Origin of the sequence: Pseudoleptotrichia goodfellowii (assembly GCF_007990505.1) — a bacterium.
GTDB lineage: Bacteria > Fusobacteriota > Fusobacteriia > Fusobacteriales > Leptotrichiaceae > Pseudoleptotrichia > Pseudoleptotrichia goodfellowii.
Genome location: NZ_AP019822.1, coordinates 837,438 through 851,948, shown reverse-complemented (window position 1 = coordinate 851,948; position 14,511 = coordinate 837,438). Strand labels below are relative to the sequence as shown.

Here is a 14,511-nt window from a genome sequence, read left to right as displayed (position 1 = left end):
TTTTGTTTTTATTAGTTTTCTTCTTCGACATCTTCGCCTAAAACTTCTCCCACATAAACTGAGGAAAGCACTGTAAATACGAATGCCTGTATCATTCCGACAAAACCGTCAAAATACAATTGTAATATTCCCGGCCAACCTACCGAGAGAGAAAAATGCCCTCTTGCAAGACTGTACATAAGTCCGGCAATTACAAGTCCGGCAAACATATTCCCGAACAATCTCATTGATGTATTAAGCGGTTTTGACAATTCTCCGACTATATTTATCGGAAGCATAAACCATGCGGGGTGCATCAGACTTTTTATATATCCCGTTATTCCGCCTCTTTTTATAGCTATGGACACAAACAAAACTACTACTACAAGAGATAAACCTATTGTCGTATTAGGATCCGCAGTAGGAGTTCTGAAGAAAGGTTTTACGTCAAATCCTCCGTTTTTTCCTTTAGTTACCGTTATAATAAATGGAAATAGGAATAAACTCAAATTGGAAAAAAGTATAAATGCAAACAATGCCGAGAAAAAAGGCATAAATTTTTTCTTATACTTTCCGAACGTTCCCAAAAACATATTTTCTATAAAATGATAATATTCCTCAAGAATAATTTGCAATTTACCCGGATTTGTCGTGCTTAACTTATCCGTTCCTTTCTTTACTATAAATGCAAGTAAAGCCATAATCGCCCACGTATTTAATACTGTCTGACTGATAGATATATTCACGCTTCCTATTACAAAATTGTAATATGTCGGTGCTTCTATTAAACTTTCCGGCATTACAAATTTTACAGGAAGGAAAGTCGAAATTAATGATAATATCAAATTAACGACAAGTGTCAATCCTACCAATAACAATACAAAAACTGTTACTTTTTTAAACATCTTTACCTCCTGTTCCTCTTTAATTTGTCAACAAAATTATAACTCTAAATCTTATTATACTCCAATCATTATCATTTTGCAAATTTTAGTTGGCTGTTTTTTACCGTTTTTTCGTTAAAAAAGCAGATAACAATATAGAAATTTTGAAATTCAAAAAGCCCAATCCTGTAGCTATTATATTTCCTGTAATACGGCTATTGAAATATCTTTTACTTATAAATATAACCAAATACATTCCTGCACAATATATAACTATTCTTTTTAAATATTCAATCATACTTCCTAATCGGCTTTTATTTCTGTGATACACCGCTTTATAGGCTCCTCTGATTGTCAGATAAATATTTACCATGGAAATTACAGAACCTGTAAAAAAACCTAAATACAATTCCGACCTTCTAAATATAATTCCTGCAATTAGAGATATTGCAGTTAAGAATAATGAAGTAACATAAATTTTTTTTATTAATTCGGGTAAATCTTTCAGCATTACTACTCCTAAAATATTTATTTTGTATCCAGTACCTGTCTTATCAGTGTCCAATAACCTGCAAAAGCTCCTAATACCAATAATACAATCAGTACAATCGGCTGCTTATCCTTAAAAACAAATTTTTCAAGCAAAAGGTATAATCCCAACATTAATAATATAGGTCCTGCCAGAGTATAAATCATATTAGTCGCTATAAGAAAATATTTTAACAGCAATCTGTCTTTTTTCTTTTTAGCCTCTTTTTCTTCGTCATGTCTTCCCAACTTTTTTTCCAACTCATAGAGTTTTTTTTCTCTTTCAGTCATTTCCTCCATTTTTTTCTTATTAGATTTATTACTCATAATTTACTCCCGATTTAAAATTTTATTTTACCATTGAATTATACAATGCTTCAAACAACGGAACTCTCGTTATTGCCGTAGTTCTTGACGAAAAAACTGTCTCTTCGTCTTTCGTTTTTATTTCTAAAATTCCTCCATACGTTTTTGATAATTTTACAGGTTGCAGTTTTTCCCATCTGTATGAATTTCCGTTTATTATTAAAGCTTCTTTTTTTATTATTATCCTGTTTTCACTTTCATATAAATTGTTTGCAATTTGCTGAAGTCTTTTAAGAGGAACTGAACCGTTTCTCATTGCACGGTGTACTCTGACCCTGTGTTTTCCGAACACCTCTCTTTTACGATAATCGGCTTTTATATCTTCTTCATCTCTGATATAAAAGACTTCTTCTCCTTCAGAATCTAAATTTCCTTTGGAAACAGGCAATTTATCCATTAAATAATTTTTAAGAAAATTTTTCATCAAACTTGAATTAAAAGCAATCATAGGAATTTTCAGCCAATATCCTTTATAATCTCTGTATGCCAAAAAATCTCCCGAATATGTAGTCAAAATAAAATATTCCAAAGATTTATATTCTCTTTCTTTTTTCTCATCACTGAATATAAAAGTGTGATCTCTAAGTTCTACAGTTTTTATACCGTTAAATAAAATCGTAAGCAATATAGGAATACACATTACTATCGAAAACACTGTAATAAACATACCCCAATCTGTAAAAGGAATCAGAACAAGACCTATCACAATACCTACTATCCACTTAACCATATTTTTATAAGTTACTGTAGAATATTTGACAATTTCTTTTTTACCATCCGAAATATCAACACTGTTTACAATTTCTGTTTCTTCGCTTTTCCATTCGGATTTTTCTCTTTCTTTTTCCAATTCGATATAGCTTTTTTCTTCTTTCATTTTTTAATACACTCCTGTCTATAATTTCTTAAATACAAAAAAGATTCTGCTTTCTCCAAATTCAGGATTTTTCGCTGTATCAAATATTTCAAAGCCTTTTTTCCTTGCAATTTCCACTATCCATTCAGGCTCATATATGTGTTTATTGTGCTGCTCATTATATTTTCTGAATAAATTATCATTTTTATCCTGTCTTATAAATAAATCTATTTCTACAAAATATTTTTTCTCACTTAACTGCTCATATCGCCATATACTTGTATATTCGGGTTCTTCGTCCAAAAATATTCCGTTTTCAAATATTTCCTCAAATACTTCTTCAGTTACAATATCAAATATTAAATATCCATCTTTTTTCAAGTTTTTATTGGACTTTTCAAGAAATTTTTCAAATTCTCTTTCATTTTCCAAATAATTTACAGTATCAAAATTACAAATAATATAATCCGCTTCTGAGTTGTTCTCATAATTCACAATATCTTCTTTTATAAGCTCGTAATTATTATTTTTCAGATTTTTGCTTTCGATTTTTTTCTTGGAAATCCTCAACATATCTTCTGATATATCTACTCCCTTAACAGAAAATCCGTCTTTCAGAAATCTGTAAATAAATTCTCCTGTTCCGCACCCCAAATCAAGAACTTCTCCTTTATTTTTTATATAACTCCTGAGAAATTTGTACCAACCTTTATAATCTACATGTTTCATAAAAACATCATAAATTTCTGCAAATTCTTTATGCATTTTTTCTCCTTTTTTGAAAATGAATTTCTATATTTTATCAAGACTCCCCGCTACCAACCCAAACTCATTTTCTCTCAATGTTCTCATATCCAGAATAATGCTGTTTTCTTTGATACGGGTAATTATCGGAATATCTTCAGAAAGGAGAATCCTTTCTATTTCAGTGGAAGTTTTTTCCCTATGAGTAAGTTTTACCGCAATACTTTCAAGCTGACTTCCAGGATAACTTCCTCCGCCTACTTCAGCCTTATCTTCTATTATTTCCACAACGAATCGGGATCTTTTTATAATTTCCGTAAATTTTTCAGCTTTTTCTCTCAATTTTTCCACAGAAGTCGAAATCATATTCAGCGTAGGTATTTCTTCCAATGCAGTTTTTTCATCAAGATAAAGTTTAAGTGTCGCTTCCAGTGTGGCAATAGTCATTTTATCCACACGCAATGCCCGTGTAAGCTGATTTTTTTTCATTTCTTCTATATATTTCTTTTTCCCTACAATTATTCCCGCCTGAGGTCCTCCGAGAAGTTTATCTCCGCTGAATGTAACTATATCCATACCGCTGTCTAAAACTTCTTTTACAGTAGGCTCATAAGGCAATCCGTAAGGTCGAAAATCCACAAACTGTCCGCTTCCCAGGTCATTTATTGCTATCAGGCCTTTTTCGTGAGCCAAAGCAGCAACTTCCTCGTAAGTTACAGACTTCGTAAATCCTGATATTTTGTAGTTGCTTGTATGCACTTTCAATAATACTCCCGTATTTTCATTAATAGCGTTTTCATAGTCTTTCAAATGTGTTTTATTTGTAGTCCCTATTTCGCAGGAAATTCCTCCGCTTAATTTGATGATCTCGGGAATACGGAAAGCTCCTCCGATTTCCACAAGTTCTCCTCTGGAAACAACAATTTCTTTGCCTTTAGTAAGTGTGTTCAACGTTAAAAGTACAGCAGCCGCGTTATTGTTTACAACAAGTACATCTTCCGCTCCTGTCAGACGTTTTATAATGTCGATTAAATGAGTGTAACGGCTTCCTCTCGCTTTTTCATCAATATTAAATTCCAAATTTGAATAATTAAAAGCTATTTCTGTTAAATTTTCTTTTACATGTTCACTTAAAAGACTACGTCCCAAATTCGTATGCAATATAGTTCCTGTGGCATTTATTACCCGTCTTAAAGAAAGCCTGTCTTTCTTTTTCACTTGAAACGACACTCTTTCAACGATTTCTTCCATTGAGGGAACTTCTTTTATACTTGACATCAAAATGTCATTTTTTATATCTTCCGCTTCTTTTTTTACAATATCTTTTACAAATATTTCAGGATATTCTTCCAATAATTGCTTAAGCTCTTCCGTCAAAAGAATTTTATTTATAGACGGTATTTTTGATAATAATTCGTTCATAATCTTCTCCCGTTTGTTATTTTCCTAAAACCCTGTAATCTTCCACTCTTTTGGTAATTCCCTGTTTATCCATATATTCCAAAATAGGCAGAGAATATTTTCTGCTTGAGCCTGTAAAATCACGAAATTCAGCCAATGTCAATTTTTTATTATTTTCAAAATGCTTTAAGACCTTATTTTTAGCTTCTTCAAAAGTTTTAACATGTATTGCAATATCTTCATTTAATATTATAATTGTATCCCCCGCCAGTGAACTCAGCAGTTCATTAAGTCCTTTATTATTTTTTGTCAGGTCTTTTATATTCGGCGGAGTAAACTTACTTTCCAAAAGTATTTTTTCTATATTATTTTTTTCTTTCAACTGATTCGCGTCATATTTAACTTCAAAATCATATAAAGAAATAAAATTATTTTGAATTTTAAGGACATTATTACTCACAAATAAATCAATTATTACAGCCAATTCTTTTTGATTAATTTTAAATTTTGAAAATAATTCTGCTTTAGATATACCTCTTTTTAATCTGAATTTCTTATGGTAATCTCCTACCAAAGTCGAAACTTTCTCAAGAATATCTTCGTATTTCTTAACATGAATATATCCGGCTTTTGTCTTGTATAATGCTCCGTCCTGAACCAGTTCTGCCAAATCTTTTTCAACATTCTCAAGACTCTGTTCCAGTGTTTTTACGATTTCTTCGGCAGTAATGAGATAAGCATGTCCTGTCAAAATATAATTTGAAATAAGTTCTTTACTATTTCCTTTAGACTGAACTTTAAGTTTATTCAAAATCTCTTCATTAAATCTGCTGTGTTTTTTCGGAGAAACATCCAAAATGACTCCTCCTCCCACAGTAATCATAGGCGAATAAGTCCTTATTATAAATCTGTCGTAATTTTTTACCGAAACTTCCTCTTCCAGACGCAGTTGAGCAAATCCTCCTTTTCCCGATTCAAGTACTTCACTGCCTAACGGCACGATTCTAGCCATTACTTCGGAAGTTCCCGTATAAACACGGACTCTGTCCCATAATTCCAAAGTAAAATCCGAATTATCTATTATTTTTATCTCGGTATCAAGCATATAAGTTTTTGTTAATGTACCGGGAGTCGCCAATGTACGACCTCTCCCGACATCATCTATTTTTACATTTGTCAGACTTATTGCCGTTCTCTGTCCTGTGTGAGCTGTCTTTACGTCCTGTTTATGTACCTGTATATTTCTGACTTTCGTTTTCAGATTTTCAGGATAAATTTCAAGTTCATCTCCTACAGAAACCATACCTTCAGTCAAAGTTCCCGTTACAACAGTTCCGAATCCTTTTACCTGAAAAGCTCTATCTACATTAAGACGTGCATTTTTTCCTTCTTTTATTTCAGCTATATTTTCAATTTTACGATCTATCTCTTTAAGAAGTGTATCTATACCTTTTTTGCTGACAGAGTCCACTTCGATTATAGGACTTCCATCAAGCGGAGTTCCTTTAATATAGCTTTCTATCTCTTCTTTAACGATTTCTCTGTATTCTTTTTCAGCTAAGTCAATCTTTGTCATTACTATTATATAGTTTTCCACTCCCAATAATGACAATATATCCGCATGTTCTTTCGTTTGCGGCATTATTCCCTCACGGGAATCCACTAAAAGCAACACAAGATTAATTCCGCTGACTCCCGCAAGCATATTTTTTATAAATTTTTCATGTCCAGGAACATCTACCACTCCGCATCTTTTTCCACTCGGCAAATCAAAATAAGCAAATCCCAAATTAATGGACATTCCCCTTTCTTTTTCTTCTGCCGTAGTATCCGTTTCTATTCCGCTCAATGCCTTAATCAATGTTGTCTTACCGTGGTCTATGTGTCCCGCAGTCCCTATTATTACATTACTCATAATTTATCTCTTCTCCAGGCAGTATTTTTTATTTTTCTGTCGTTATATCTTCTTTATCTTCATATAACAATTCAACTTCTCTTTTCATACCCCTTTTTTGGGAATAATAAAGAGCCTTGTAATTTATATTTTCATCGTCTAAGGTTTTTATTAAATTACTGAAATCTTTCCATTCGGTTTTCAACATAAAACCGCATCCCAAACTGATAGAAGGATGTACCGGTATCAATCCCGCTTTTATTTGCTTAGACATACATATATTATCAGCTTTTATCGCGTCGTGTGTATTATGAAATACTACTATTCCTTCATCTTTCGTTTTTATCATTTTCCACCTACGGACGCACTACTTTATTTGCATTTCTCATTTCTTCAACTATAAAATACATATTTGAAGGATTTCCCAATGCGAGTTCCACATTATAATAATCTATACATGCTCCGCAGCACATTATTTCCACGCCGTTGTCTTCAAGCTCTTTCAACTCTTCCAATACATGACTTCGGGTTTTATCCACTAATAAAGCCCCTCCGTTATAAAATATAACTTTTTTAGGCAGAACTTTCTGTTCAGTCAAAGTATATAAAAAGGCTTTCATCAGTTTTTTTCCTAATTCTTCGCTTCCGTACCCCATTATCTGTTTATTTATTACAACAATATAACTGTCGTCTTCTGCTTGTGAAGTTTTTTCGGCTTTTTTGCTTTCTTCTTTAGCCGATATTGTTACAACGTATTCTTCTTCACTTACAGTTTTTACATCAATATTATAATCCAACTGTTCAGCCAATTTTGTCAGATTTTGAGTTGCAGTAAAATTATCTACTGTCGTTTCTACTGTATCATATTCTTCCAAAAGTTTTTTAGTTTTTACTACAGGTATGGGACAAGCCAATCCTTTTGCGTTTAATTCATATTTTTTCATTGATGTTTTCTCCTTATCTGTTATTTTTGTCGACAAAATTATACTATTATTATGTCTTTTTCCTGTTTTTTTATTACTTTTCCTACAACGGCACTTTTAATTTCAAGTTTATTAAGTTTTTCAAGTAATTCTTCCGCATATTCTGAAGGTAAACTTATTAAAAGTCCTCCCGATGTTTGCGGATCATACATTATTTCTTCCAAAGGAAAATCCTTAATTTTAAAATCCACTTTATCCTGAAGATAATTTCTGTTCAGCTGTCCGCCTGATGTGATTATAAAATCACCTGCACAACGATAGGCTTCGGGAAGCATGGGAATATCTTTCCCTATAATTTCTGCAGAGTATTTCCCATCCAGCATTTCATACAAATGCCCTAAAAATCCGAATCCTGTTATATCTGTACAGCTGTTTACAGGATAATTTTTCATAATTTCCGCTGCATATTTATTTAACGTCGTCATTTGCTTAATACATTTTGCGAAAGTTTCTTCAGAACATTCACCGATCATATGAGCCGAATTTATAATACTCACTCCCAAAGGTTTCGTAACTATAAGAGCATCTCCTTCTTTACAGTTATTATTCATGAGTATTTTATCGGGATGTATAATTCCCGTAACAGACAGCCCGTATTTCGGTGTAGAATCATGTATAGAATGACCTCCTGCAAGAACTCCTCCCGCTTCATGAACTTTTTCCGCTCCGCCTTTCAATATTTGATGCAATATTTCCATATCCATTTTTTCAGGAAAAGCAACTATATTTAAAGCGGATATTACTTCTCCGCCCATTGCGTAAATATCACTGAGAGCATTAGTTGCAGCTATTTGTCCGTATAAATAAGGATCGTTAATCATCGTTGTAAAGAAGTCCAATGTCTGGATGATTGCTTTATCTTCGGATATTTTGTAAACTGCGGCATCATCCGAAGATTCATATCCCACTATTAAATTTTTATCTTCCTTTTTGGGCAAATCCTTTAATAAACTTGAAAGAGCACCCGGCCCTATTTTCGAGTTTCACCCTCCGCAAACTATCATGTTTAAATCTTTTTTATCCATTCATGTCCTCCTCCCGACTGTACTATAATTTATTTATATTATTATATCATTTATTATCAAAAAATTAAAGTTATGAAATAAAATTTCAGTAAACAAAAAATACCGTTTCAGGCATTAATTATTCCGAAAAACGGTACTATTTATTAAACATTTCTATTTTACGTAATTTGGCGGGAATGTGTGGGAATCGAACCCACCTGAGAGGCTCCTAACCCCTCACGCCGGTTTTGAAGACCGGAGAGAACACCAGAACTCATCCACTCCCATTTACAATGTTATTATTATACACTATAAATCAACGAAAATCAATATATTTTTTTATCTCACATAATATTCTTCAGGCATAGGCTCTCCGGGCTTCAATATACGTTTTACCCACTCTTTTTTTATTTCCCAAAGATTAGCCTGTACCTGTCTTACATTCCAGTTATCTATATCGAAAACTCTTTCCCAGCTGTCTTTTATTTTTCTCTCTTCCATAGGAAACTTTCCGGCATATCTCCCTGTAAGAATTTCATATGTATTAGCAAATCCCTTAGCTTCCATTTCCTGCTCATATTTTTTCAAATCTTCGTTATTTTCAGGCACATAATGATGATTGATTACATAGTCCCATTTATAAGAATTAAAATATATAATTTCTTTATCGGGAACTTCAAGAATGTATACTAACTCAGTTTCAATAGGCTTCATACATACTTCATCTCCTACTGCACACCAAATTTGATACTGCACATCGTCAGGCTTTTTAATCCTTTTACTTGCAGCACTTACAAACCAGTCATAAGATTTCAGTATCATTGGAGCCACATCTTCCAAATGTTCCTGTATATACTCTTTTTTATTTATAAATCTTCCGTCCCGCTCAAGAATGTCGAGCGATTTGGCATTCTGGCAAGTAAAAAGTATGCTTTTTCCGTTTTTTGAATTAGGATTTTTCATAGCTTTGCACCTTCCTTAAATAAATTTTTTTTAAATATATAGAAATAATATCTCAAATCTGTTAAAATTTAATTCTCAAATTCAAAAATAATTTCTATATAATAAAGTATACAAAATATTATAATAAAAAGCAATAAAACGAAAGGAAAAAAATGGATAAAAAAAATATAAACCGAATGGTATTACTAATGTTTCTTTGCATTATAGTTTATAATTTTGCACATCCCGCAACTCCGGGATTGATAGAGTTGAGAAATTGGAAAAAAAGTATTTCGGGAGAATTTCTGGCGGTTATGAGTACTGCAATGTTTATTTCTTCTCCTTACTTAGGAGCCTTGGCTGACAATATCGGAATGAAAAAAATCTTTATATTTATGCCTCTTATGTACGGAACTGCACAACTGTTTTTCGGTTTTGTAAATTACTTGCCGATCATCTTTCTGGCGAGAGCTTTTTCGGGCTTTGCTTCGGGCGGAACCTATGCCGTAGCTTTCGGATATGTAAGCCGATTGTCATCAAAAGAAACAAAAAGTAAAAATATCGCAAAAGTCAGTTCTGCTGCAGTAATAGGCGGAGCAATAGGACAAAAAATCGGAGGAATGGTCGCAAGGATTGATACAAGATACCCTTTTGCACTGCAATTTATATGCGGGACGACTGTTTCCATATTAATACTATTTATTTTGAAAGAAATAGTTACAAAACACGATGAAACAGAGCCAAAAGAAAAGAAAAATCTTAATCCTTTTGCTACATTCAAATATATATTTGAATTGGATAATTATTCCAAATTTTTCTGTTTTATAATATTTTTGTCAAGTGTAGGAATATACTCTTATGCCAGTGCTTTAAATTATTTTTTGAAATTTTACATAAAAGTAAATTCCGATACAATCGGTACATTTGTAATGTTTTCTTCGTTATCGGCATTTTTCGGAACGAGTGTGCTGCTCGTAAGACTTATAGCTAAATACAAAGAAATAACAATTCATAAAACGATGATATTTTTAGGAATTATACTGATGTCCGTTATATTATACAGACTGAATCTCGGAGCAGTGTCTTACGTATTAATGGCTGTTTATACAATGACCTACGAAATAGTCCGTTCTCTCGGAAACAGCATTATCGCCCACAGATATAAAGAAGAACAGGGGAAAATATTGGGAGTAGCTTCAGCTGTAGGATTTTTAGGAAATGCTGTCGGTTCACTATTGTCGGGACATTTGCTCAATGCCGGATCGCATCTGCCTTTTATTGTAAATGTCTGTATAATGTCTGTTGTATTTTTATTGTTGCTGTTAAATTTGAGCAAAAGACTTTAAAGTCCGTTATTTTGATAATTCCGGCGAATATAAAGATTCTATTTACAAAAATTGTGAAATTATTAAAAAAACCGAAAAATCGGAACTCAAATTTCATGAATAATTTGGAGAATTACATTTTAAAAGTATAAATAAGAATAACGATTAATTATTATAACAACTATACTTCTTATAATTATTTTTTTATAAAATAATCAAATAAAACCCTTGCTTTTTTCGATTTATAGAGTAAAATATAAATAATAAACAATTTTTAAGAGGAAGATTTTTAAATGAAAAAAATATTTATGTTAATTGCAGTAGCTGCGTTATTTTTCACAACTGCTATAAGCTGCGGAAACAAAAGTACAGAAGGAAACGGAGGAGAAACCAAGAAAAATTCTGATGTAAATACTCAGATAAGTTTCAGCGGATCATCTACATTAGCCCCTGTTATAAGTAAAATTTCTACAAATTTCATCGAAAAATATACGTCATGGAATAAAGTCGATCCTTCATTACCTGCAGAAAACATCACTATATACGTGTCTTCGGGAGGTTCAGGAGCAGGGGTAAAAGCCGTTATGGACGGTGTCGCAAACTTCGGAATGCTTGCCCGTGATATAAAAGACGGAGAAAAAGAAAAAATAAAAAATTTAAAAGCATTTACATTGGGACTTGACGCATTGACAATTTCAGTAAACCCTCAAAACAAATTCATACAGTTAAAAGGCGGAAATATTACAAAAGAAGAAATTATAAAAATATTTTCAGGAGAATACAAAAAATGGAGCGATTTGGACAAATCTCTGCCTGACGAAGAAATTGTAGTTGTAACTCGTGATTTAAGCGGAGGAGCTCACGAAGTTTTCTAAAAAAATATAATGAAAGACATCAATGTCAGACAGGATACTATTCAGGCACCTACAATGGGAGCATTGGTAGAAAAAATAATTGAAAACAAAAACGCTATAGGATATGCTTCTTTCGGGATAACTAACCAAAATGCCGGAAAACTTACTCCGTTAAAAGTCGACGGTGTTGAACCTACAGAAGCAAACATATTAAATAAATCTTATTATATTTCAAGACCTTTAATAATAATGAAAAAAGGCGAATTGACAAAAACTGAAAAAATTTTCGTTGATTTACTCAAATCCGAAGAAGGAAAAAAAGTTATAAAAAGTATGGGATTCATTCCTGTTTCTGAATAAAATAAAGGGGTAAAAAGTGAAAAACATTTTCAAATACTCGATATATCTTCTGACAACACTGTCTATGTTCATTTTGGCGGTGTTGCTGATATATTTATTTGCGGAAGCTTTGCCTTTCTTTAAAGAAGTCAAAATCCCGGATTTTATATTCGGAAAAGTTTGGAGAGCAAGCGAGCCCAATCAGAGTTTTCAAATATTCAATATTTTATATGCGGGTTTTTATATTTCGATTTTGGCTTGTATAATATCGTTTCCCTTTTCATACGGGATTTCAATGTATATTTGCTTTTATTCCAAAGGTATTTTTAAAAAAATGATTATATGGGCGGTAAATATCCTTTCGGGTATACCGTCCATAGTATACGGATTTTTCGGAATGACGGTTATATTAAAAATACTGGAAAAAACTTTCAGAATGTCCACAGGAGAATCTGTGCTTGCAGGAAGTTTGATTTTATCCGTTATGATAATTCCTTTTTTTGTGGCAAACTGTATAGAACATATTGAAACAATAAAAGAAAAATACGGAAAAGATTCGGATGCAATGGGTATTACAAAGGAGTATTTCATACGAAAAATTGTTTTCAGAGAAACGAGATTTTCTGTATTAACTGCATTTATATTGGCTTTCGCAAGAGCTACAGGGGAAACTATGGCGGTTATGACAGTTATCGGAAACTCTCCGCAATTTCCAAAACTGCTTACCAAAGCGGAAACTGTTCCTGCACTGATAGCATTGGAAATCGGAATGAGCGAGGTGGGAAGTAAACATTACTCGGCATTATTCGCTTCGGCATTTGTCCTGCTTACAACTGTAATGATAATTAATATAATATTTTTTATTTTAAATAAAATGAGGAGAATATATATTGAAAAATAATGACCTGATTATTAAAACATGGATTTATATTTCGACAATTACTGTTATTTCAGTTATTTTCGGTATATTTTATTTTATAATATCTAAAGGTATCGGCAGAGTAAACTTGGATTTTATCTTTAAAAATCCCGAAGGAATGCCTTTGGGAAGTGAGGGCGGAGTTAAAAATGCAATCATCGGATCTATTTTTCTGATGTTTATAGCTATCTTGTTTTCTGTATTATTAGGGGTTGCCTGTGCCATTTACAATACAATTTACTGTAAATCTAAAATAATCGGTACAGTCATAAATCTGACAGTCCAATGTATAGCTTCCATTCCTTCGATAATTATCGGATTGTTTGTATACGGATTTTTCATAGTTACTTTTAATGTGCCGAGAAGTATGCTGACTGCTGGAATTGCACTCGGGATTATGGTTTTTCCTTTTGTAGAAGTGAGGATTGAGAAAGCTGTATTAAACATGGATCGTCAATTTATAAAAGACAGTTATTCTCTAGGAATTGAAAAAGATTATATGTGTCGAAAACTTATACTTCCCGTAATAAAAAAAGAAATCGTTTCTACAGGAATATTGGCAGGAAGTCACGCCATCGGAGCGACAGCACCTCTTCTTTTGACAGGAGCCGTATTTATAGGAGGAACTTCTGATAAATTGCTAAGCCCTGTAATGGCACTGCCTTTTCATCTTCATATGCTTTTGGGACAGACTGCCTTACACGACAAAGCTTATGCGACAGCATTTGTTTTAATATGTATTCTTATTATTTTACATATTTTATCTGAAATTATAATAAGCGGATTGGGAGGAAAGATAATTGAATATATTGGAAATAAAAGATATTAGTATATCTTACGATAATAAAGAAATTTTGAAAAATATAAATATTAATGTCAAAAAGAATGAGATTCTGTGTATTATGGGACAGTCAGGTTGCGGGAAATCTACACTTTTATCGCTTATTAACGGTTTTCTCGAAGAAAATGGCGGAAAATACACAGGAGATGTCTTCCTCAACGGTCAAAATATAAAATCAATAAAACTGCTTAATCTGAGAAGAAAAGTGTCTACTTTATTTCAGGATTCAAAGCCTTTTCCTTTGTCTATAGAAAGTAATATTCTGTATCCTATAGAGTTTTACGAGGGAAAAATAAAAGATAAAAAAGAAAGAGTGGAAAAATATTTAAAAGACGTAAATCTTTACAATGAAGTTAAAGATAATCTTAAAATGTCTGCTGTCAAACTGGCGGGAGGACAGAAACAAAGACTTTGTATAGCAAGAATGCTTACAACAAATCCCGATATTCTTATTTTTGACGAGCCTTGCTCTTCTTTGGACGAAGAAAACTCACTAATAATAGAAAATTTAATAAAAAAACTGTCCGGGAAATATACGATAATCTTAACTACGCATAATCCCGAACAGGCTGAAAGAGTTGCAGACAGAATTTTTATGGTTGGGAAATGATCCTGACAATTTATTTCAACACTCTTATCTATCAACATAATA

General features: G+C 32.5%; 17 protein-coding genes and 1 tRNA gene. 6 read left to right on the top strand and 12 right to left on the bottom strand.

Annotated features, from left to right (window positions below):
• Positions 1 to 11: 11 nt before the first annotated feature.
• The 12 genes from atpB to FVE72_RS04210 form a co-directional block, all read right to left on the bottom strand.
• Entirely contained in the window at positions 12 to 884 is an 873-nt protein-coding gene (gene atpB / locus FVE72_RS04265) for a F0F1 ATP synthase subunit A (RefSeq protein ID WP_026737380.1), read from the bottom strand.
• Between the two features lie 100 nt (positions 885 to 984).
• Positions 985 to 1,428, bottom strand: coding sequence for an ATP synthase subunit I (locus FVE72_RS04260; protein ID WP_146966391.1), 444 nt, complete (start codon positions 1,426 to 1,428; stop codon positions 985 to 987).
• Positions 1,392 to 1,718 carry an AtpZ/AtpI family protein gene (locus FVE72_RS04255; protein WP_026737378.1) on the bottom strand — a complete coding sequence of 109 codons (327 nt, stop codon included), beginning with the start codon at positions 1,716 to 1,718 and terminating at the stop codon, positions 1,392 to 1,394. Before FVE72_RS04255 ends, FVE72_RS04260 begins: the two co-directional genes overlap by 37 nt.
• Positions 1,719 to 1,740: 22 nt before the next feature.
• Positions 1,741 to 2,634, bottom strand: a complete 894-nt coding sequence (locus FVE72_RS04250; RefSeq protein ID WP_026737377.1) for a hypothetical protein — start codon at positions 2,632 to 2,634, stop codon at positions 1,741 to 1,743.
• Between the two features lie 18 nt (positions 2,635 to 2,652).
• Positions 2,653 to 3,378, bottom strand: coding sequence for a class I SAM-dependent DNA methyltransferase (locus FVE72_RS04245; RefSeq protein WP_026737376.1), 726 nt, complete (start codon positions 3,376 to 3,378; stop codon positions 2,653 to 2,655).
• A 27-nt stretch (positions 3,379 to 3,405) separates the two neighbouring features.
• Positions 3,406 to 4,779 carry an L-seryl-tRNA(Sec) selenium transferase gene (selA, locus tag FVE72_RS04240; protein ID WP_026737375.1) on the bottom strand — a complete coding sequence of 458 codons (1,374 nt, stop codon included), beginning with the start codon at positions 4,777 to 4,779 and terminating at the stop codon, positions 3,406 to 3,408.
• A 16-nt stretch (positions 4,780 to 4,795) separates the two neighbouring features.
• Positions 4,796 to 6,673, bottom strand: a complete 1,878-nt coding sequence (gene selB, locus FVE72_RS04235; protein WP_026737374.1) for a selenocysteine-specific translation elongation factor — start codon at positions 6,671 to 6,673, stop codon at positions 4,796 to 4,798.
• Between the two features lie 28 nt (positions 6,674 to 6,701).
• Complete coding sequence (locus FVE72_RS04230) at positions 6,702 to 7,001, bottom strand: DUF3343 domain-containing protein (protein ID WP_026737373.1); 300 nt, start codon at positions 6,999 to 7,001, stop codon at positions 6,702 to 6,704.
• A gap of 7 nt (positions 7,002 to 7,008) precedes the next feature.
• A complete protein-coding gene (gene yedF, locus FVE72_RS04225; RefSeq protein WP_026737372.1) occupies positions 7,009 to 7,596 on the bottom strand; it encodes a sulfurtransferase-like selenium metabolism protein YedF in 588 nt (195 codons plus the stop codon).
• A gap of 38 nt (positions 7,597 to 7,634) precedes the next feature.
• Positions 7,635 to 8,609: a selenide, water dikinase SelD gene (selD, locus tag FVE72_RS04220; protein WP_197734925.1), complete on the bottom strand. Its 975-nt coding sequence runs from the start codon at positions 8,607 to 8,609 to the stop codon at positions 7,635 to 7,637.
• Between the two features lie 219 nt (positions 8,610 to 8,828).
• Positions 8,829 to 8,925: transfer RNA gene (locus FVE72_RS04215), tRNA-Sec, on the bottom strand.
• A 53-nt stretch (positions 8,926 to 8,978) separates the two neighbouring features.
• Positions 8,979 to 9,602: a DUF3841 domain-containing protein gene (locus tag FVE72_RS04210; protein ID WP_006807455.1), complete on the bottom strand. Its 624-nt coding sequence runs from the start codon at positions 9,600 to 9,602 to the stop codon at positions 8,979 to 8,981.
• 176 nt (positions 9,603 to 9,778) lie between these two features.
• Here FVE72_RS04210 and FVE72_RS04205 point away from each other — a divergent pair, with 176 nt between their 5' ends.
• The 6 genes from FVE72_RS04205 (at position 9,779) to FVE72_RS04185 (ending at position 14,469) form a co-directional block, all read left to right on the top strand.
• A complete protein-coding gene (locus FVE72_RS04205) occupies positions 9,779 to 10,927 on the top strand; it encodes an MFS transporter (RefSeq protein WP_232049478.1) in 1,149 nt (382 codons plus the stop codon).
• Between the two features lie 272 nt (positions 10,928 to 11,199).
• Complete coding sequence (locus FVE72_RS11355) at positions 11,200 to 11,781, top strand: substrate-binding domain-containing protein (RefSeq protein ID WP_197734921.1); 582 nt, start codon at positions 11,200 to 11,202, stop codon at positions 11,779 to 11,781.
• Between the two features lie 9 nt (positions 11,782 to 11,790).
• Complete coding sequence (locus tag FVE72_RS11350; protein ID WP_197734920.1) at positions 11,791 to 12,120, top strand: type 2 periplasmic-binding domain-containing protein; 330 nt, start codon at positions 11,791 to 11,793, stop codon at positions 12,118 to 12,120.
• A gap of 16 nt (positions 12,121 to 12,136) precedes the next feature.
• Complete coding sequence (pstC, locus tag FVE72_RS04195; RefSeq protein WP_026737370.1) at positions 12,137 to 13,000, top strand: phosphate ABC transporter permease subunit PstC; 864 nt, start codon at positions 12,137 to 12,139, stop codon at positions 12,998 to 13,000.
• The gene (locus FVE72_RS04190; protein WP_197734919.1) at positions 12,990 to 13,847 is read left to right on the top strand and encodes a PstA family ABC transporter permease; all 858 of its coding nucleotides are present in this window, start codon (positions 12,990 to 12,992) and stop codon (positions 13,845 to 13,847) included. Before pstC ends, FVE72_RS04190 begins: the two co-directional genes overlap by 11 nt.
• A complete protein-coding gene (locus FVE72_RS04185) occupies positions 13,819 to 14,469 on the top strand; it encodes a phosphate ABC transporter ATP-binding protein (protein ID WP_026737368.1) in 651 nt (216 codons plus the stop codon). Before FVE72_RS04190 ends, FVE72_RS04185 begins: the two co-directional genes overlap by 29 nt.
• The last annotated feature ends 42 nt before the right edge of the window (positions 14,470 to 14,511 follow it).